The 19,217-nt window shown below is 71.4% G+C and carries 15 protein-coding genes and 2 pseudogenes; 9 read left to right on the top strand and 8 right to left on the bottom strand.

Annotation, left to right across the window (positions count from 1 at the left end):
* The first annotated feature begins 52 nt into the window (after positions 1 to 52).
* Entirely contained in the window at positions 53 to 652 is a 600-nt protein-coding gene (locus tag ACFYOP_RS22710; protein ID WP_356893091.1) for a PadR family transcriptional regulator, read from the top strand.
* Positions 653 to 754: 102 nt separating this feature from the next.
* Positions 755 to 2,479, top strand: a complete 1,725-nt coding sequence (locus ACFYOP_RS22705) for an acyl-CoA dehydrogenase family protein (RefSeq protein ID WP_356893093.1) — start codon at positions 755 to 757, stop codon at positions 2,477 to 2,479.
* Between the two features lie 204 nt (positions 2,480 to 2,683).
* Here the strand turns inward: ACFYOP_RS22705 and ACFYOP_RS22700 are convergent, their stop codons facing one another.
* Positions 2,684 to 2,857, bottom strand: a complete 174-nt coding sequence (locus tag ACFYOP_RS22700; RefSeq protein WP_356893095.1) for an amidohydrolase family protein — start codon at positions 2,855 to 2,857, stop codon at positions 2,684 to 2,686.
* Between the two features lie 484 nt (positions 2,858 to 3,341).
* On the opposite strand from ACFYOP_RS22700, the gene ACFYOP_RS22695 reads away from it, so the two are divergent.
* The 3 genes and pseudogenes from ACFYOP_RS22695 to ACFYOP_RS22685 all read left to right on the top strand — a co-directional run.
* A complete protein-coding gene (locus ACFYOP_RS22695) occupies positions 3,342 to 6,206 on the top strand; it encodes a PQQ-dependent sugar dehydrogenase (RefSeq protein ID WP_356893097.1) in 2,865 nt (954 codons plus the stop codon).
* 21 nt (positions 6,207 to 6,227) lie between these two features.
* Positions 6,228 to 7,985, top strand: coding sequence for a lectin (locus ACFYOP_RS22690; RefSeq protein WP_356893099.1), 1,758 nt, complete (start codon positions 6,228 to 6,230; stop codon positions 7,983 to 7,985).
* A 32-nt stretch (positions 7,986 to 8,017) separates the two neighbouring features.
* A pseudogene (locus ACFYOP_RS22685) lies at positions 8,018 to 8,212 on the top strand (SpoIIE family protein phosphatase); the annotation flags it as partial.
* A 93-nt stretch (positions 8,213 to 8,305) separates the two neighbouring features.
* Here ACFYOP_RS22685 and ACFYOP_RS22680 read toward each other — a convergent pair.
* The 7 genes and pseudogenes from ACFYOP_RS22680 to ACFYOP_RS22650 all read right to left on the bottom strand — a co-directional run bounded on the left by ACFYOP_RS22680 (position 8,306) and on the right by ACFYOP_RS22650 (position 15,227).
* The gene (locus ACFYOP_RS22680) at positions 8,306 to 10,708 is read right to left on the bottom strand and encodes an excinuclease ABC subunit UvrA (RefSeq protein WP_356893101.1); all 2,403 of its coding nucleotides are present in this window, start codon (positions 10,706 to 10,708) and stop codon (positions 8,306 to 8,308) included.
* Between the two features lie 343 nt (positions 10,709 to 11,051).
* Complete coding sequence (locus ACFYOP_RS22675; protein WP_356893103.1) at positions 11,052 to 12,149, bottom strand: catalase family protein; 1,098 nt, start codon at positions 12,147 to 12,149, stop codon at positions 11,052 to 11,054.
* A gap of 129 nt (positions 12,150 to 12,278) precedes the next feature.
* Positions 12,279 to 12,734: a MarR family transcriptional regulator gene (locus ACFYOP_RS22670; protein WP_356893105.1), complete on the bottom strand. Its 456-nt coding sequence runs from the start codon at positions 12,732 to 12,734 to the stop codon at positions 12,279 to 12,281.
* Between the two features lie 91 nt (positions 12,735 to 12,825).
* Positions 12,826 to 13,029, bottom strand: a complete 204-nt coding sequence (locus ACFYOP_RS22665) for a cold-shock protein (RefSeq protein WP_356893107.1) — start codon at positions 13,027 to 13,029, stop codon at positions 12,826 to 12,828.
* A gap of 188 nt (positions 13,030 to 13,217) precedes the next feature.
* Positions 13,218 to 13,534 (bottom strand): annotated as a pseudogene (locus ACFYOP_RS22660) (fumarylacetoacetate hydrolase family protein); the annotation flags it as partial.
* Complete coding sequence (locus ACFYOP_RS22655) at positions 13,527 to 14,348, bottom strand: hypothetical protein (RefSeq protein WP_356893109.1); 822 nt, start codon at positions 14,346 to 14,348, stop codon at positions 13,527 to 13,529. The pseudogene ACFYOP_RS22660 and the gene ACFYOP_RS22655, both read right to left, overlap by 8 nt.
* A 6-nt stretch (positions 14,349 to 14,354) precedes the next feature.
* Positions 14,355 to 15,227, bottom strand: a complete 873-nt coding sequence (locus ACFYOP_RS22650; protein WP_388452590.1) for an alpha/beta fold hydrolase — start codon at positions 15,225 to 15,227, stop codon at positions 14,355 to 14,357.
* A gap of 282 nt (positions 15,228 to 15,509) precedes the next feature.
* Here ACFYOP_RS22650 and ACFYOP_RS22645 point away from each other — a divergent pair, with 282 nt between their 5' ends.
* From ACFYOP_RS22645 to ACFYOP_RS22630, 4 genes are all read left to right on the top strand, one after another.
* Positions 15,510 to 16,139, top strand: a complete 630-nt coding sequence (locus ACFYOP_RS22645; protein WP_356893113.1) for an HAD family phosphatase — start codon at positions 15,510 to 15,512, stop codon at positions 16,137 to 16,139.
* A gap of 77 nt (positions 16,140 to 16,216) precedes the next feature.
* On the top strand, positions 16,217 to 16,909 hold the full coding sequence (locus ACFYOP_RS22640; RefSeq protein WP_356893115.1) for a TetR/AcrR family transcriptional regulator: 693 nt from the start codon (positions 16,217 to 16,219) through the stop codon (positions 16,907 to 16,909).
* A gap of 195 nt (positions 16,910 to 17,104) precedes the next feature.
* The gene (locus tag ACFYOP_RS22635) at positions 17,105 to 17,983 is read left to right on the top strand and encodes an enoyl-CoA hydratase-related protein (protein ID WP_356893117.1); all 879 of its coding nucleotides are present in this window, start codon (positions 17,105 to 17,107) and stop codon (positions 17,981 to 17,983) included.
* Positions 17,970 to 19,199: an acyl-CoA dehydrogenase family protein gene (locus tag ACFYOP_RS22630; RefSeq protein ID WP_356893119.1), complete on the top strand. Its 1,230-nt coding sequence runs from the start codon at positions 17,970 to 17,972 to the stop codon at positions 19,197 to 19,199. The genes ACFYOP_RS22635 and ACFYOP_RS22630 overlap by 14 nt, the downstream gene beginning before the upstream one ends.
* Positions 19,200 to 19,217 lie beyond the last annotated feature (18 nt).

The raw sequence follows: 19,217 nt of genomic DNA, 5'->3' as shown, positions 1-19,217 counted from the left end.
CCGGGCCGGTCACGGCTTGCCTATGCAACAAGTTGCATAGCAGGATCGCCGTATGGCGCTCGAACACGCGATCCTCGTCTCCCTGCTGGAGAAGCCGGGCTCCGGGTACGAGCTGGCCCGGCGGTTCGAGCGGTCCATCGGCTACTTCTGGACGGCCACCCACCAGCAGATCTACCGCGTCCTCAAGCGCATGGAGGCCGACGGATGGATCGATGTACGGGAAGTCGCGCAGCAGGGCCGGCCGGACAAGAAGGAGTACTCGGTCTCGGCGCACGGCCGGTCCGCCCTGGGCGAGTGGCTCCACGAGCCGATCCAGCCGGAAAGCGTCCGGCACGAGCTCGCCGTGAAGATCCGCGGGGCGGCCTTCGACGACCCGCACGCCCTGATCGGCGAGGTCGAGCGGCATCAGCGGATGCACCGCGACCAGCTCGAGCACTACCTCGCCGGCGAGCGACGGGACTTCGGCCGGAGTGAACCCGCCGCGTCCGGCGGCCAGGCTGTCGACGGCCGGACCACCGGCGGCCAGGCTCCCGACGCCGGGCGGGAGTTGCAGCACGCCGTGCTCCGCGGCGGGATCGCCTACGAGCGGATGATGATCGCCTGGCTCGACGACGTACTGGCCACCCTGCGCCGCCTCGACCGCGACCGATGAAGGCGTCCGCAGCCCACGCGCGTACCCCGCGCCCCGGGCCCTCGGCGGCCCGCACCACCTCTTCCTGCCCCCTCAACACCCCGAGCCGGAAAGGCACCCCTCATGGCTGACCCGCTGCTGTTCAATCCCCGCACCTACGACCCGGCGCACTTCGACCCGGAGACCCGCAGGCTGCTGCGCGCCACCGTCGACTGGTTCGAGGCGCGCGGCAAGCGCAGGCTGATCGAGGACTACCGCACCCGCGCCTGGCTCGCGGACTTCCTCGCGTTCGCCGCGGAGGAGGGGCTGTTCGCGACCTTCCTGACCCCCGCCGCCGAGGCCGGGGCGCAGCAGCAGGACAAGCGCTGGGACACGGCGCGGATCGCCGCCCTCAACGAGATCTTCGGCTTCTACGGGCTCGACTACTGGTACGCCTGGCAGGTCACCGTCCTCGGCCTCGGGCCGGTCTGGCAGAGCGACAACGCCGCGGCCAGGACCCGTGCCGCCGAACTGCTCGACCAGGGAGAGGTGTTCGCCTTCGGCCTCTCGGAGAAGGCCCACGGCGCCGACATCTACTCCACCGACATGCTGCTGGAGCCCGACGGCGAGGGCGGCTTCCGGGCCCGTGGCTCCAAGTACTACATCGGCAACGGCAACGCCGCCGGACTCGTCTCCGTCTTCGGCCGCCGCACCGACGTCGAGGGCCCCGACGGCTACGTCTTCTTCGCCGCGGACAGCCGCCACCCCGCCTACCACGTCGTGCGAAACGTGGTCGACTCCTCCAAGTACGTCAGCGAGTTCCGGCTGGCGGACTACCCCGTAGCCCCCGAGGACGTGCTGCACACCGGCCGTGCCGCCTTCGACGCCGCGCTCAACACCGTCAACGTCGGCAAGTTCAACCTGTGCACCGCCTCCATCGGCATCTGCGAGCACGCGATGTACGAGGCGGTCACCCACGCCCACAACCGGATCCTGTACGGCCGCCCCGTCACCGCCTTCCCGCATGTGCGCCGCGAGCTGGCCGACGCGTACGTCCGGCTGGTCGGGATGAAGCTGTTCAGCGACCGCGCCGTCGACTACTTCCGCTCCGCGGGCCCCGACGACCGCCGCTACCTGCTCTTCAACCCGATGACCAAGATGAAGGTCACCACGGAGGGCGAGAAGGTCATCGACCTCCTCTGGGACGTCATCGCCGCCAAGGGCTTCGAGAAGGACACCTACTTCGCCCAGGCCGCCGTCGAGATCCGGGGCCTGCCGAAGCTCGAGGGAACCGTCCACGTCAATCTCGCGCTGATCCTCAAGTTCATGCGCAACCACCTGCTGAACCCGGCCGAGTACGCGCCGGTGCCCACCCGGCTCGACGCCGCCGACGACGACTTCCTCTTCCGGCAGGGGCCGGCCCGCGGCCTCGGCTCCGTCCGCTTCCACGACTGGCGTCCCGCCTTCGACGCCTACGCCCACCTGCCCAACGTCGCCCGCTTCCGGGAGCAGGCGGAGGCGCTGTGCGAGTTCGTCGCCACCGCCGCCCCCGACGAGGAGCAGAGCCGTGACCTCGACCTGCTCCTCGCCGTGGGCCAGCTCTTCTCGCTGGTCGTGCACGGTCAGCTGATCCTGGAGCAGGCCGGGCTGACCAGTCCGGACGAGGACGTGCTCGACGAGCTGTTCGCCGTCCTGGTCCGGGACTTCTCCGCGCACGCCGTCGAGCTGCACGGCAAGGACTCCGCCACGGCTCAGCAGCAGAGCTGGGCCCTGGCCGCGGTCCGGCGCTCCGTCGTCGACGAGGGCCGGGCGGCGCGGGTGTGGGCGCGCGTTGAAGCCCTCTCGGGGGCCTACGAGATGAAGCCCTGACCCGGTAGCGCCGACGGGCGGTCCGGAAGCGGCCGGCGCGGGTCCCGCCCGCGCCGGCCGTACGGTGGCACCGGCCCCGGCCCCCGCGTCGGCCGTACGGTGGCACCCGCCCCTGCCCCTGACCACGACGGGGTGCACGCGACGGCGCCCCCCAGCAGGAGCACGTTCGCCGGCCCCGTCGTGTGTCGTCCGCCCCCGGTGGGCTCACGCGGCGGCGGACGCCGTCGGCCTGCCCGCGAGGATCGTGGTGTCGACGCGCAGCAGTGCGCCGATGTCGGCCAGCGGGTTCCCGTCCACGACGACGAGATCGGCGTCGTAGCCGGTACGGATGTGTCCCTTGCGGTCGCCCACCCCGCACGCCGCCACGGCGGCCGACATCGCCGTCGCCGGGCGGTTCGACGCCGGCGATCCGGTCGCCGGCCACGAGGACGACGCCCGCGCCGGGCACGAGGTCACGGCCGTCGAAGACCCGGGCGACGCGAACGGCCAGCATGGGGATCCTCCTCCGCCCGCCGGTGCCCGGACCGCGTCGTGGCACTTCACCGGCAGGGCAGGTCCGACAGCGGGTGCGACCGGTGGTGGCACCACCCCCGCCGTGCCACCCACCGCCCACGCCGATCACCGGTCGACATCACGGGCCGGTGCGATGACCGCGGCGGCTTTGTCCTGGCCCTGGAGGAAGTTGGGGAAGTCGACGCCAAAGGGCTTACGGAGTCGCGAGAACGCCGCTAACTTGCTTACGGGCCGCCCCAGTTGGCGACCCGGAGCGACCTGTCGGCGTGACGGCGCACGCCTGCGGTTTCCACGACGTGGCCCTCCCCGGGGCCACTCGGGCACCCCCCACCTCTTTCGGGAGACACCTGTGCGCCCAAGGCTCTTAGGATTCCGACGGGCAGCGGCCGGCCTTCTCGCCGCCCTGCTCTCCGCCGCACTCTTCACCCCCGCCGCACCCGCGGCCGCGGCGCCCGCACCAACCGCCCCGCCCAGACCGCCCGCGGCCCAGCAGGCCGCCGCCGAGGAGTTCCAGCAGGTCACCCTCGCCAAGGGCGTCGCCGAGACCGGCGAGCCCATGACGATGGCCGTACTGCCCGACCGGTCCGTGCTGCACACCTCGCGCGACGGCACCCTGCGGATCACCGACGCGGCCGGCACCACCCGGGTGGCGGGCAGGCTGGACGTCTACAGCCACGACGAGGAGGGCCTGCAAGGGGTCGGCGTGGATCCCGGCTTCACCTCCAACCGGCACATCTACCTGTACTACGCACCCCGGCTCACCACCCCGGCCGGCGATGCCCCCGGCGACGGCACGGCCGCCGACTTCGCCCCCTTCGACGGCGTCAACAGGCTCTCCCGTTTCACCCTCGGCGCCGACGGGAAGCTGAACGCCGCCAGTGAGAAGAAGATCCTGGACGTCCCCGCCTCCCGCGGCATCTGCTGCCACGTCGGCGGCGACATCGACTTCGACGCGCAGGGCAACCTCTATCTGACGACCGGCGACGACACCAACCCCTTCGCCTCCGACGGCTACGCGCCGCTCGACGAACGCGCCTCGCGCAACCCGGCCTACGACGCCCAGCGTTCCAGCGCCAACACCAACGATCTGCGGGGCAAGGTGCTGCGGATCAAGGTCGCCGCGGACGGCTCGTACACCGTCCCCGCCGGCAATCTCTTCGCCCCCGGCACCGCCAGGACCCGGCCCGAGATCTACGCGATGGGCTTCCGCAACCCGTTCCGGATGAGCGTCGACCGGCAGACCGGGACCGTCTACCTCGGCGACTACGGCCCCGACGCCGGCACGGCGGACGCGTCCCGCGGTCCGGCCGGACAGGTCGAGTTCAACCGGATCACCAAGGCGGGCAACTACGGCTGGCCGTACTGCACCGGCGCCAACGACGCCTACAACGACTACGACTTCGCCGCCGGAACCTCGGGCGCCACGTTCTCCTGCGCGGCTCCGAAGAACACCTCGCCGCGCAACACCGGCCTGACCGACCTGCCGCCCGCCGAGCCGGCCTGGCTGCCGTACGACGGCGGCTCGGTGCCCGAGTTCGGCAGCGGCTCCGAGTCCCCCATGGGCGGCCCGGTCTACCGCTACGACGCGGGACTCGACTCCCCGGTGAAGTTCCCAGAGGCGTACGACGGTGACTTCTTCGCCGGCGAGTTCGGCCGCAAGTGGATACGCCGCATCGAGCAGAGCGGCGATGGCACGGTCCAGTCCATCAACGCCTTCCCCTGGAGCGGCACCCAGGTGATGGACATGGCCTTCGGCCCGGACGGCGCGCTGTACGTCCTCGACTACGGCACCGGCTACTTCAGCGGTGACGAGAACTCGGCCCTGTACCGGATCGAGCACGTCACCGGCGGCCGCTCGCCCCTCGCCCAGGCCAAGGCCGACCGCACCTCCGGGCAGGCCCCCCTGACCGTGGCGTTCTCGTCGGCCGGCAGCTCCGACCCCGACGGCGACACGCTGTCCTACGCCTGGAAGTTCGGCGACGGCGCCACGTCGAACGCGGCCGACCCCTCGCACACGTACACCGGCAACGGCCGCTACACCGCCGAACTGACCGTCTCCGACGGCACCGGCCGGACCGCCACCGCCTCCGTGCAGATCACCGTCGGCAACACCGCCCCGACCGTGCGCCTCGAACTGCCGGCGGACGGCAGCATCATCGACCCCGGCACCGCCGTGCCGTTCCGCGTCAGCGTGAGCGACCCGGAGGACGGCACCGTCGACTGTTCCCGCGTCAAGGTGACCTTCATCATCGGCCACGACAGCCACGGCCATCCGCAGACCTCCGCCACCGGCTGCTCCGGCACCGTGCAGACCATCGCGGACGGCGAGCACGACCCGAACGCGAACATCTTCGGCGTCTGGGACGCGGAGTACACCGACCAGGGCGCGAACGGACAGCCCGCCCTCACCACCCACGACCAGCACATCAGCCAGCCCACCCACCGCCAGGGCGAGCACTACGGCGACTCCGCGGGCGTGCAGGTCGTCAGCCACGCGGCGGCACACGGCGGGAAGACCGTCGGCTACATCGACGACGGCGACTGGATCTCCTTCGAGCCGTACGTCCTCGGCAACGCCACCCGCTTCACGACCCGCGTCTCCTCCGGCGGCTCCGGCGGGACCGTCGAGGTACGCGCCGGCTCGCCCACCGGGACGCTGCTCGGCACCGTGACCGTGCCGGTGACCGGCGGCTGGGAGACGTTCGAGGAGGTCGGCACCGCCCTGTCCAGCCGGCCGTCCGGCACCACGACCCTGTACCTGGTCTTCAAGGGCGGCAGCGGTTCCCTGTTCGACGTCGACGACTTCCACTTCACCACCTCGGCCACCGGGGCCCGGACCGGCGAGATCAAGGGCGTCAACGGCAAGTGCCTCGACGTCGCCGACGGTGCCACGGCCGACGGCACGCAGGTGCAGCTCTGGACCTGCAACGCGACCGCCGCCCAGCGCTGGACGGTGCCGGGCGACGGCACGCTGCGCGCGCTCGGCAAGTGCCTCGACGTGAGCGGTGGAGGCAGTGCCGACGGTACGAAGGTGCAACTGTGGACGTGCAACGGGAGCGGAGCCCAGCAGTGGTCCGCGCAGGCCGACGCCTCGGTGCGCAACCCGCAGTCCGGCAAGTGCCTCGACGCCGAGGGCAGCACCTGGAACGACGGCACCAGGGCCCATCTGTGGACCTGCCACACCGGCCCCAACCAGAAATGGACCCTGCCCTAGCAGGAAGGAGGCGACACCGACATGAGACGACACCTCATCACCCACACCGGGGCCCTGCTCGCCGGGCTGCTCCTGTGCGCCGGCACCGCGCCCGCCGTGGCGTCCGCCGCTCCCGTTCCCTCGGAGAACGCCCCCGGCGCCGCCGTGCGGACGGCCGCCGAAGACCCCGCGTACCGGGTCCTCGCCTTCTCCAGGACGGCCGGCTTCCGCCACTCGTCCATCGACGACGGGCTCACCGCCCTGCGCGAACTGGGCGGCGGCCACAACTTCACCGTGGACGCCACCGAGGACCCGACCGCCTTCACCCCCGCCAACCTCGGCAGATACCGGGCCGTGGTGTTCCTCTCCACCACCGGCGACGTGCTGAACGGGACGCAGGAGACGGCGTTCGAGCAGTACATCCGCGGCGGCGGAGGCTACGTCGGCATCCACGCCGCCGCGGACACCGAGTACGACTGGCCGTTCTACGCCGGACTGGCCGGCGCGCTGTTCCACTCGCACCCGCACAACCAGAGCGCGACGGTACGCGTCGAGGACCGCGCCCACGACGCCACCGCCCACCTCGGCAGCACCTGGCAGCGGTTCGACGAGTGGTACAACTACCGGTCCAACCCCCGCACCACCGCGCACGTCCTCGCCTCGCTCGACGAGGGCAGCTACTCGGGCGGCAGCATGGCGGGGGACCACCCCATCGCCTGGTGCAAGGGCTATGAGGGCGGCCGGGCGTTCTACACGGGCGGCGGCCACACCGACGAGTCGTACACCGAGCCCGCGTTCCGCCGGCATCTGCTGGGCGGAGTCCGGTGGGCGGCCGGGATGACCGAGGCCGACTGCCGGCCGGAGACCGGATACACCCCGCTCTTCGACGGCAGCGGGACGGCCGGCTGGGAGCAGGCGGGCCCCGGCTCGTTCTCCCTGGCCGACGGCACCCTCACCTCCCAGGGCGGCCTGGGCATGCTCTGGCACTCGGCCCGTGAGGTGACCGGCGACTACTCGCTGAAGCTGGACTGGCGGATGGACGGCGACGACAACTCCGGCGTCCTCATCGGCTTCCCCGCGTCCTCCGACCCCTGGTCGGCGGTGGACAACGGCTACGAGATCCAGATCGACGCCACCGACGCCGCCGACCGCACCACGGGGGCGGTGTACGGCTTCAAGTCCGCCGACATCGCCGCCCGCGACGCCGCCCTGAACCCTCCGGGGGAGTGGAACACCTACGAGATCCGGGTCACCGGCGAGCGCCTGGAGGTCTTCCTCAACGGCAGGAAGATCAACGACTTCACCAACACCGACCCGGCCCGCAGCCTGCGCCAGGGCCACATCGGCATCCAGAACCACGGTGACGGCGACCAGGTGTCGTTCCGCAACATCCGCCTGGCCGCCGCGGGCACCGGGGCGGGCACCGGCGAGGTCAGAGGGGTGAACGGCAAGTGCCTCGACGTCGCGGACGGCGGCACGGCCGACGGCACGCAGGTACAGCTGTGGAACTGCAACGGGAGCGCCGCCCAGCGCTGGACGGTGCCCGGTGACGGCACGGTGCGCGCACTGGGCAAGTGTCTCGACGTGAGCGGCGGAGGCAGCGCCGACGGCACCAAGATCCAGTTGTGGACCTGCAACGGGACCGGCGCGCAGAAGTGGTCGGCGCAGGCCGACGGCTCGGTGCGCAATCCGCAGTCCGGCAAGTGCCTCGACGCCGAGGGGGGCACCTGGAACGACGGCACCAGGGTCCACCTGTGGACCTGCCACACCGGCCCCAACCAGAAATGGACCCTGCCGTAGGGAGTCGTGAGGAGTCGAGAGCCGGGAAGCCCTACACCGACGGGGTCCTCGAGGCCCGCGACTCCACCGACGCCTTCTACCCGCTCACCGAACGCGTCTCCGGCTGGACCGGGAGCGACCCGGACGCGTTCCTGCGCCATCTGCGGCGCGACCTCCTGGACCACGTCGGCGGCCACCTGGGTGACGACGCCGCGGTGATCGCCATCGAGCGCCCGCCCCCGTCCTGACCGCCTTGACGGGACCTCCGGACTCGCCACCGGGGCACACGCGACGGCGGCTCCGCCGGCCCGGAGGCCGACGGAGCCGCGCGGCGGGCGGGGTCAGGCGCCGACGTAGGCCGCGAGGTGCTCGCCGGTGAGGGTGGAACGGGCGGCGACCAGGTCGGCGGGGGTGCCCTCGAAGACGATCCGGCCGCCGTCGTGGCCCGCGCCGGGGCCCAGGTCGATGATCCAGTCGGCGTGCGCCATGACCGCCTGGTGGTGCTCGATGACGATGACCGACTTGCCCGCGTCGACGAGCCGGTCGAGCAGGCCGAGCAACTGCTCGACGTCGGCGAGGTGGAGGCCGGTGGTCGGCTCGTCGAGGACGTAGACGCCGCCCTTGTCCGCCATGTGCGTGGCCAGCTTCAGCCGCTGCCGCTCGCCGCCGGACAGCGTGGTCAGCGGCTGGCCGAGGGTGAGGTAGCCGAGCCCGACGTCGTCGAGCCGCTCGAGGATCTTGTGCGCCGCCGGTGTGTGCGCCTCTCCGGCGCCGAAGAACTCCTCCGCCTCGGCGACCGACATCGCGAGCACCTCACTGATGTCCTTGCCGCCGAAGGTGTACTCCAGCACCTCCGCCTGGAAGCGTTTGCCCTCGCACTCCTCGCACGGGTTGGCGACACCGGCCATCATCGCCAGGTCGGTGTAGACGACACCCGCGCCGTTGCAGTTGGGGCAGGCGCCCTCCGAGTTGGCGCTGAACAGTGCCGGCTTCACACCGTTGGCCTTCGCGAACGCCTTGCGGATCGGGTCGAGCAGGCCGGTGTACGTGGCCGGGTTGCTCCGCCGCGAGCCCTTGATCGCCCCCTGATCGACGGAGACGACATCCGCTCCGGCCGGGACCGACCCGTGGATCAGCGAGCTCTTGCCGGAGCCGGCGACGCCGGTGACGACGCACAGCACGCCGAGCGGGACGTCGACGTCGACGTTCCGCAGGTTGTGCGTCGAAGCGCCGCGGATCTCCAGCGTGCCGGTCGGCTTGCGGACGTCCTCCTTGAGGGTGGACCGGTCGTCGAGGTGGCGGCCGGTGACGGTGTCGCCGGCCCGCAGCCCCTCGACGGTGCCCTCGAAGCAGACGGTGCCGCCCGCCGTACCGGCGCCGGGCCCGAGGTCGACCACATGGTCGGCGATCGCGATCGCCTCCGGCTTGTGCTCCACGACGAGGACCGTGTTGCCCTTGTCCCGCAGCCGCAGCAGCAGCTTGTTCATCCGCTGGATGTCATGGGGGTGCAGGCCGATGGTCGGCTCGTCGAAGACATAGGTCACGTCGGTGAGCGAGGAGCCGAGGTGGCGGATCATCTTGACGCGCTGCGCCTCGCCGCCCGACAGGGTGCCGGCCGGCCGGTCGAGGGAGAGATAGCCGAGGCCGATCTCCACGAACGAGTCCAGGGCCCGCTGCAGCGCGGTGAGCAGGGGCGCGACCGACGGCTCGTCGAGGGCGCGGACCCATTCGGCCAGGTCGCGGATCTCCATCGCGCAGGCGTCGGCGATGGAGACCTTCTTGATCTTCGACGACCGGGCGCCCTCGCTGAGCCGGGTGCCGTCGCACTCGGGGCAGGTGGTGAAGGTGACCGCCCGCTCCACGAACGCCCGGATGTGCGGCTGCATCGCCTCCTTGTCCTTGGACAGGAAGGACTTCTGGATCTTGGGGATCAGACCTTCGTAGGTGAGGTTGACGCCGTTGACCTTCACCTTGACCGGTTCGCGGTAGAGGAAGTCCTGCATCTCCTTCTTGGTGAACCTGCGGATCGGCTTGTGCGGGTCGAGGAAGCCCGACTGCGCGTAGAGCCCCACCGTCCACTGGCTGTCCGACTTCCAGCCGGGGATGGTGAACGCGCCCTCGGCGATCGACTTGGAGTCGTCGTAGAGCTGGCTGAGGTCGATGTCGGACACCGAGCCCCGGCCCTCGCAGCGCGTGCACATGCCGCCGGTGCGGTTGAACGTCGCCTTCACTGTCCTGGTCTTGGCGTCACCGCGCTCGACGGTGATCCCGCCGCTCGCCCGGACGGACGCGGTGTTGAAGGAGTACGCGCTGGGCGGGCCGATGTGCGGCTCGCCGAGGCGGCTGAAGAGGATGCGCAGCATGGCGTTGGCGTCGGTGGCGGTGCCGACGGTGGAGCGCGGGTCGGCGCCCATCCGCTGCTGGTCGACGATGATCGCGGTCGTCAGCCCGTCGAGTACGTCGACCTCGGGCCGCGCCAGCGTCGGCATGAAGCCCTGCACGAAGGCGCTGTACGTCTCGTTGATCATCCGCTGCGACTCCGCGGCGATCGTGCTGAACACGAGCGAACTCTTGCCCGAGCCGGAAACGCCCGTGAACACCGTCAGCCGGCGCTTCGGGATCTCGATGCTGACGTCCTTGAGATTGTTCACGCGCGCACCGTGCACGCGGATCAGGTCATGGCTGTCGGCAGCGTGCGGCGCGGGCGCAGGCGACTGCGGGTCCGCCTTCGTGGCCTTGCTCATCGTCTCTCCATCCATGGGGCGGGCCCGCCTGCGCGGTCTCCGCCGTCGTCGCCCGGCTCGATCCGACCAAGCTTCGATCCGTACGTCCGGCTGCCCCGCGTCGCCGCGGCCGTCAGCAGTGCCCGGCCGCCCCCGTCGAAGGACAGCGGCACCCTATCCGGCACCACCGACAGCCGAGGTGCCGTGCACCACGACGTCATGGCGGTAAATGAAGGGGTGAATTCCATGGCGGCCACGCTATGCGCGCTGCGGCCCGGGGCGCTTCTCGATTACTGACCGGTCCGTCCCGGGCCACGCACACATGGCCCGCCGCCCGTGCGGTCGACGGGCCGGGCGGTCCCGGTCAGAGAAGGTCGGCGCTGCTCGCCGGCTCCCGGCGGGGCTGGTTGTTGATGCGGTGGCGCTCGATGGAGGAGCGGCGGTAGACCTCTTCGCGCACCCGCTGTATCTCGCCGATCGGCCGGTGGTCCTCACGCGTGCGCCACGGTGTGATCGACGTTCCGTCCGCCGCCGCGAGGTTCTCCTCGCCGCCGATGTCCTGGCGCGGCAGGTCGATCCGGGCGACCGTGACCCACGGCGAGAGCTGCTCCGGCCACTGGACCGACGTGTTGTCCACGGGCATCCGCGCGAGATCGGCGTTGAGCTGGACCTGCAGTTCGAAGGCGTGGTCCCGCTCGACGGCCTCCGCCACCAGGGTGTTGCGGAACGCCTCGCCGTCCGCCTGCACATCGACGTCGAGGTACGCGACGGAGGAGACCGGGACCGTACGCATCTTGGCGATGTGATCGCCGTACCGGAAGGCGCCCATGCTGTTGTACGTGTAGGAGAGCAGGTTCCGGCGCCGCACCTGGGTGAACGAGAGCATGGCGAACAGCTCGTCCCACAGCCACTCGTCGGCGCTCGTCAGCGTCCCGCGGCGGGTGAGGAAATCGCCCATCCACGACTTGCGCCGGGCCGGATTCACCAGGGCGTCGGGCAGCTCGGCGAACAGGTCCTCGATGACCATGTAGTCGTACGCGGTGTTGGCGAAGAACACCGTGTTGTTGATCAGGTTCAGATCGAAGGTGCCGGTGTCGGACTCGTCGGCCAGCAGTGTCGTGCCGGGCACGCCGAACATCTTGACGCCCATGCCGCAGGCCGCGCCGAGCAGCGAGTCGGCGCGCAGATGGCCGAGCCCGTTGGAGTAGCGCACGACCGCGTCGTACGTCGCGGGAGTGGCGAAGATGCCCTGGGCGTAGGGGGCCGGGACGTCACCGATCGTGACCATCGCCTTCATCAGGCCGTAGGTCTTGCCGTGGGCGGTGCGCACCGCGCGTCCCACCCCCTGGCGCTGCACGGACTCGCGGGTGCGGCGGCCGACGGTGCTGACGACCTCGTCGAGTTCCTGCTGGTAGGTGGGGCGTTCGACGGGGTTGTACTGCTCGTACCGGACGAATTCCATCGCGGGTCTCTCCTCTTCGTGTTCACCGCTCGAGGCTGTGTTCTCCGTTCCAGAGAAACATAGCGCACGATTCAATCGTGCACGATGTAACTGCTTGTGAGGAAGCCCACGAGCATGACGGAACTCCGGTCAGCCGGCGGGCGTACCCAGCCGGTCGGTCAGGGCGCGCAGCCGGTCACGCAGCTGCGCCGCCTCCTCGGCCGTCAGCCCGTAGGCCCGGCCCATCGACCCAGGCACCCCCTCGGCGCGCTCCCGGAGCGCGCGGCCCCGCTCCGTCGCCTCGACCGTCACCACCCGCTCGTCGTCCAGCTGCCGCTCCCGGCGCAGCAGCCCCGCGCTCTCCAGCCGCTTGAGCAGCGGCGACAGCGTGCCGTAGTCGAGCCCGAGCACCCCGCCCAGCTCCTTCATCGGCACCGGACCGCGCTCCCAGACGGCGAGCATCACCAGATACTGCGGATACGTGAGGTCCAGCGCCGCCAGCACCGGCCGGTAGGCCGCCGTCACCGCCCGCGACGCGGAGTACAGCGCGAAACACAACTGGTCGTCGAGGGTCATGGACGCGGCCGGGGTGTCGTTGTCTGCCATGCCCCCATTCTCGCCAGCCGCCGAACCAGCCGCCGAACGAGTCGTCGCCCCGCCCCGCGCCGGGCGGACGCGGGGCGAGGGGAGGGGACGATCAGGCGGGGGTGACGTTCTCGGCCTGGGGGCCCTTCGGACCCTGCGTGACGTCGAACTGGACCTTCTGTCCCTCGGCGAGTTCCCGGTATCCGGTGGCGGCGATGGCCGAGTAGTGGACGAACACGTCCGGGCCTCCGCTGTCCTGGGCGATGAAGCCGAAGCCCTTCTCAGGGTTGAACCACTTCACTGTGCCGGTAGCCATCGTGCTTGTTCTCCTTCGTGCGGACGCGGGAGCGAGCCCGCGTCGGGGGTGCGAGGCGATCGTCACGGCTGCGCGGCCCGCCGTGCAGCCGACACGCCCATGCACACGAGTGATGGTTTCATCGGGGGCGAAACGAGGAATCGGAAGGAATCGACGGGCGGCCCCGACGACGATGGCGCCCGCCGCCGTCAGGGCCGGGTCCGGGGCCGGACGCGGGCGGCGGGCAGTGGCACCGGGGCCACGCCGGGCACCACGGTGTTGGACACGGCGCCGATGCCTTCGACGGTCAGGGGGACCGTGTCACCCGGCTTCAGGTGGGCGGCGGCCGCTCGCCGCGCACGCCCCGAGGCCGCCCCGCGTCTCGGCGGACCGGAGGTCGCGGGCGGACCGGTCGTTGAAGACCGTGTAGCCGACGATGTGGTCCCGTGCCTGCTCAGGGGTCAGATTAGGGCCCGGGCGGCCGACGACGGCCCGGGACCTCGAGCTCGAAGTCCCGGTCAGCCGATCGTCAGCAGACCGGCGTCGAGGACCGCGCGGCGGAACGGGCTCGCGAGTTCGGCGAGGCGTTCGCTGTCGGTGTCGCCGAGGGCGGCGTAGGCGGGCAGGGCCAGTCGGTCGGTGCGGTCCTCGAGGTGCCCCCGCAGCCGCGCGCCCTCCGTGCTGAGGGACTCGCCGTCGAGAAGGCCCCGTGTGCGCAGGCGTTCCTCGGCGGCGGCCCATTCCTCCTCCGGCCACGCGCGGCTCGCCTTGAGGAAGCCGACGGGGACGTCACCCGTCGCGGCGTGCAGGACCAGGGACTCCAGGGCGCCGACGCCCTCGCTCAGCAGACACGCGACATGGCCGTCGCCGCGGAACTCCCGGAGCAGCGTCTGCGCGTGCCACAGCTCCAGCACCGGCTCGTCCGGCCACGGCAGCGCGGCGTGCGCGGCGAACAGCGGGCGGCCCTGTACGTGTTCGCGGGCCGCCTCGGCCGCCCTGCGGGCCAGCGTCACGACCTCGGGCAGAGCGGGGAGTTCGTGGACCCCGGCCCGGCGCAGGGCTTCCCGGGCCGCGGCGTGCCGCGCGTCCAGCACCTGCTGTGGCGTCGCCTTGTCCCAGACGCCGTCGATCGCCCGCCGTACGGCAGCGGGGTTGAAGTTGTAGAAGGTCGAGGCGACCAACTCGGCGGAGGCCCGGCCGAAGGCGGCGCTCCGGGACGCGAAGTACCCCGCGTGTGCGCCCAGTCCGAGATCGGCGTACCGCTGCCGTGCCTCGGGGACGAAGTAGATCATGGCGTGCAGGGGTTCGAGCCGGCGCCAGGCTTCTCGCGCACTCTTCATCTCAGGTCACCTTTTCCGGGAGTCGACGGTCGGGGACTTCGCTGTGGTTCCGGGTTCGCCGTTCGCCCGCAGATGGCCGAGCAGCAGGGAGTTGAGCGACTCGGGTGCCTCCTCCGGGACCCAGTGGCTGACGCCGTCGAGCGTCTCGAACCGGTACGGCCCGCTCACCCATTGCCCGGTCTCCCGCGCGGCCGTCGGGCCGAACGCGCTGTCCCGCGTGCTCCACACGTACAGCGTCGGCACGTCGACGACGCCGATCGCGCCGTCCGGGCGGCCCGCCCGGTACCAGTTCAGCGCCGCGGTGAGCGCGCCCGGCCGGGACAGGTGCCGCACGTAGGCGTCCGCGCTCTCCGGCGGGACCTGGCCGGCGTACGAGGCGCGCAGCTCCGCGGCGTCGGCTGCCAGCATCCGCTCCTCGGTCACGGGCGTCTCGCGCCAGTCGATCATGTAGCGGGATCGTTCGCGCTGGTCCTCGTCGGTCCGCAGGGCCGTGGCCAGAGCGCCCGGGTGCGGGGTCGACACGACCGTCAGGGTGCGTACGCGGCCGGGATGGGCGTCGGCGGTCCACCACGCCACGGCGCCTCCCCAGTCGTGGCCGACCAGGTCGAACGACGCCCAGCCCAGCTCCTGGGTGATCGCGACGACGTCCTCGACCAGGGCGCCGACGCGGTAGTCCTCGGGCCGCGCGGGGCGGGCCCCGGGGGAGTACCCGCGCTGGTCGGGCGCCACCACCCGGCAGCCGCTCGCGGCGAGTGCCGCGAGCTGCCGTTTCCACACGAGCCGCGTCTGTGGAAAGCCGTGCAGCAGCAGCACGGGGCGGCCGTCGGGCGGGCCGGCCGCGGTCGCGTCGAACACGCCCGCGGCAGTGGAGATGCTCAGCTCGGTCACGACCCCGCCCCTTCATACCGACTGGTCGGTCAGCCTCCAGCCGGGGAAATGGATTGTCAAGGCCGCGCGTCCCTCGAGCGCGGCCGCGCACCGCACCTTTGGCCTGACCGTGCACCAGGTGTGGCGGATTCCGGCCCGCGGGCCGTCGCTCGATGCCGCGAGGGCTCTGTTGAACATGAGGCCGGGTTCAACTATAACCATGGGGCATGGACAGCGTGGCGTGAGGCCGGTGGCGAGCCGGTCGCGAGAGAGGGTGTGGGCTCTGTGCCGGACGTGGCGGAAAAGACCCGGACCGCGGTCCTCGTGGACTTCGGCGGGGTGATCACCTCCAGCGTGCTGCGGGCCTTCACCGACTTCGGCGCCTCGCTCGGCGGCGACCCGCGCCTGCCGCTGGACCTCCTCGGCCGGGACCAGCCGTCACGCGCCCTGCTGGCCGACCACGAGTGCGGCCGCATCGACGCCGCGGCGTTCGAGCGGGGATTCGCCGAGCGTCTGCGCGCCCACGGCGCCGACGTGCGGGCAGAAGGGCTCGCGGCGCGGATGCAGGCCGGAATGACGATCGACCAGGACATGCTCGCCCTGCTCGGCGATCTCCGCGCCGCCGGATACCCCGTCGCGCTGGTGTCCAATTCGTTCGGCACCGGAACCTATGACGGCGTCGACCTCGCCGCCGTCGCCGACGTGCGGGTCATCTCCGGCGAGGTGGGGATCCGCAAGCCGTCCCGGCGTATCTATGCGATCGCCTGTGAACGCCTGGGCGTCGCCCCCGAGGAGGCCGTCATGATCGACGATCTGCGGCAGAACCTCGACGGAGCGGCACGGCTCGGGATCGGGGGAGTGCTGCACACCGGCGCCGCCGACACCCGCCGTCAGCTCGCCGGACACTTCGGGATCACCCCCTGACCGGCCGCCCGAACCGGGGTGCGTGGGCGCCCTCCGCATTCATGACTCCGGCGTCGGATTCAAGTAGGGTCCCGGGGATGGACACCACCGCGCTCGGGGAGAACGACAGCGAGCAGACCCCGCCGATGGCGCCGCTCTCGTCCCACCGCGAGCCGCCGACGACGAAGCGCGGAGCACGCACCCGCGCCTCGCTGGTGAAGGCCGCGCGGAAGGTGTTCGAGCGGGACGGCTACCTCGACGCCCGGCTGGCCGACATCACCAAAGAGGCCCAGTGCGCGGCGGGTTCGTTCTACACCTACTTCACCAACAAGGAAGAGGTGCTCGCCGCCGTCCTCCTGGAGGCGCAGGAGGACATGCTGCACCCCGGCATGGGCCGGGTGGAGGGGGCGGACGATCCGTACGCGGTCCTCGAAGCGAGCAATCGCGCCTACCTCGAGGCGTACCGGCGCAACGCCAAGCTGATGGCGCTGCTGGAGCAGGTCGCGCAAGTGGAGCCCGAATTCCGTGAGTTCCGCAGCCGGCGCACGGACGCCTTCATCCGCCGCAACGCCCGCGGCATCGCCGACCTCCAGGCGCGCGGGGTCGCGGACCGTGAGATCGATCCGATGATGGCCTCACGGGCGCTGTCCGGCATGGTCAGCGTCATGGCCTACAGCGCGTTCGTGCTCGGCGAGAAGCAGGGGGAGGGCACGCCGGCGGAGTTCGAGGAACTCGTGTCCACGGTCACCCGGCTCTGGGCGAACGCCCTGCGCTTCCCCGGCCACGCCTGACCCTGCCTGCCACGCCCCTTCGGCGAACGCCGTCCCTGTCGCCCGTCGCGCCGGCCTGCCCGCCCGACTCCTCGCGCACTCCCGGCCGTTGCCGGCCCCCTTGCCTGGCTCGTCGCGTGCCGCCGTGTGGACCTCACTTGAACTTGAAGTCGGATTCAATTACAACTGGGAGTCCACCCACGGAGAGGGTTCCCTGTGAACGCTGCGCAGAGAGTCGCCACCACGGGCAGCGGAGGCGGCGGCGCGCCCGCCGAGCCGGTCCTCGCCGAACACCGCGGGCCCGTGCTGGTGCTCACCTTCAACCGCCCCGCCAAGCTCAACGCCTGGACCGACGAACTCGAGAACCGCTACTTCACCCTCCTCGACGCCGCCGAGGACGACCCGGACGTCCGCGCCGTCGTCGTCACCGGCGCCGGACGCGGCTTCTGCGCCGGCGCCGACCTCCAGCGGCTGCGGTCGGTCGGCGAAGTCTCCGAGGGCGCAGAGGTCGCAGGGCTCGCCGGCACGGACATGACGCGGCGCCCCCCGCGCGACCTGCCGCTGACCCTGCGCAAACCCCTGATCGGCGCGGTGGGCGGCGTCGCCGCCGGGCTCGGCATGGTGGAGGCGCTCTACTGCGACGTCCGCTTCGGCTCGCCCGCGGCCCGGTTCACCACGGCGTTCGCCCAGCGGGGACTGATCGCCGAATACGGGATCTCCTGGCTGCTGCCCCGGCTGGTGGGGCACAGCAGGGCCGCCGACCTGCTGCTGTCGAGCCGCATGGTGGACGCCGAGGAAGCCTTCCGTATCGGACTCCTCGACCACCTGGTCCCCACCGGCAGCGTGGTCGACGCCGCGGTCGCGTACGCCACCGATCTGGCGACGCGCTGCTCCCCGGCCTCCATGGCCACCATCAAGAGCCAGCTGCGCGACGACGCGGACGGCGCCTACGCCGATTCCGTGGCCCGCGCGGAAGCCGTCATGCTCCAGGCCTTCCGCGGCGCCGACTTCGTCGAGGGCGTGGCCAGCCATCTCGACAAGCGCCCACCGAGTTTTCCCTCCCTACCCGTCAGGAGTTCGGATGTCCCTGTTTGAGACGTCGGACCGCGCCAAGAAGTACCAGGCGGATCTGCTCGCGTTCATGGACTCGCACATCTACCCCGCCGAGGCGGTCTATCACGAGCAGATGCGCGCCTCCGGCGACCCGCACTTCCATCCGCCGGTCCTGGAGGACCTCAAGGCGGCGGCACGCGAGCGGGGGCTGTGGAACCTCTTCCACCCGCACCCGGAGTGGGGCCCGGGGCTGACCAACCTCGAGTACGCGCCGCTGGCGGAGATCATGGGACGCAGCCACATCGCCTCGGAGGCGTGCAACTGCAACGCTCCCGACACCGGGAACATGGAGGTGCTCACGCTGTTCGGCAGCGACGAGCACAAGGAGAAGTATCTGAGGCCCCTGCTCGACGGGACGATGGCCTCGGCGTTCGCGATGACCGAGCCGCGCGTCGCCAGTTCCGACGCCACCAACATCGAGCTGCGGATGGAGCGCGACGGCGACGCGTACGTGCTGAACGGCCGCAAGTGGTTCGCGTCCAACGCCCTGCACCGCAACTGCAAGGTGCTCATCGTCATGGGGAAGACCGACCCCGCCGCCGCCCCGCACCGGCAGCAGTCGATGATGGTCGTCCCCATCGACGCCCCCGGCATCACGGTGATGCGCGGACTGCCCGTCTTCGGCTACCAGGACCGGGAGGGGCACGCCGAGATCGACTTCACCGACGTACGGGTGCCGGTCAAGGACGTGCTCAAGGGCGAGGGGGAGGGCTTCGCGATCAGTCAGGCCCGGCTCGGGCCCGGCCGTATCCACCACTGCATGCGGGCGATCGGCGCCGCCGAGCGGGCGCTGGAGCTGATGTGCCGGCGCGCCCAGTCACGGGTGACGTTCGGCCGCCCGGTTGCCGACCGGTCCAACATCCAGGACTGGATCGCGGAAGCGCGCATCGACATCGAGATGATCCGGCTGCTCACCCTCAAAGCCGCGTATCTGATGGACACGGTCGGGAACAAGGAGGCGCGCACCGAGATCGCGGCGATCAAGGTGGCCGCGCCGAACATCGCGCTGAAGATCGTCGACCGGGCGATCCAGGTGCACGGGGCGGCCGGAGTCACCGAGGACTTCCCGCTGGCCATGATGTACGCGCATCTGCGCACCCTGCGCCTGGCGGACGGTCCCGACGAGGTCCACAAGCGGGCCATCGCGAGGCAGGAACTGCGGCAGTACCGCGACACCGCCACGGCCGTGGCGGGCTGAGGGAACGCCGTCGGCCCG

The sequence above is a fragment of the Streptomyces sp. NPDC006294 genome (assembly GCF_042870895.1).
Lineage (GTDB): Bacteria > Actinomycetota > Actinomycetes > Streptomycetales > Streptomycetaceae > Streptomyces.
The sequence above is the reverse complement of the archived record's forward strand: the minus strand, read 5'-3'. Positions and strand labels throughout refer to the sequence as shown.